Raw genomic sequence first — 316 nt, forward strand, 5'->3', positions numbered from 1 at the left:
GCTAACGACAGCCAAGCTGACGCCAATTTAGACCCAGCAACCGTCATCATCACCCAAGCGCCAGCTGGCAGCACTATTGCCGCTGATGGCAAATCGGTGGACGTACCAGGCGAAGGCACATGGGTTGTTGACCCTGTAACAGGGGCCATCACCTTTACTCCAGAAGCAGGTTTTACCGCGGACCCAACGCCAATCAGCTACACCGTAGACAACCTGACGGGTGACACCTCAAACGAAGCGACCGTCACCATTGACTATCCGCAAGCAGTGAATGACCTGCAAACGGGTACCTCAGGCAGTCCAGTTGTGGTCGATG

At 55.7% G+C, this 316-nt stretch carries 1 protein-coding gene; it reads left to right on the forward strand.

Going from position 1 to position 316, the window contains the following annotated elements; translation table 11 throughout:
* The coding region (locus tag SCA31_RS22850) for a hypothetical protein (protein ID WP_410699329.1) at positions 1 to 316 on the forward strand (316 nt) is incomplete at both ends.

Source organism: Chryseobacterium sp. SIMBA_028 (assembly GCF_046535285.1).
Classification (GTDB): Bacteria; Bacteroidota; Bacteroidia; order Flavobacteriales; family Weeksellaceae; genus Chryseobacterium.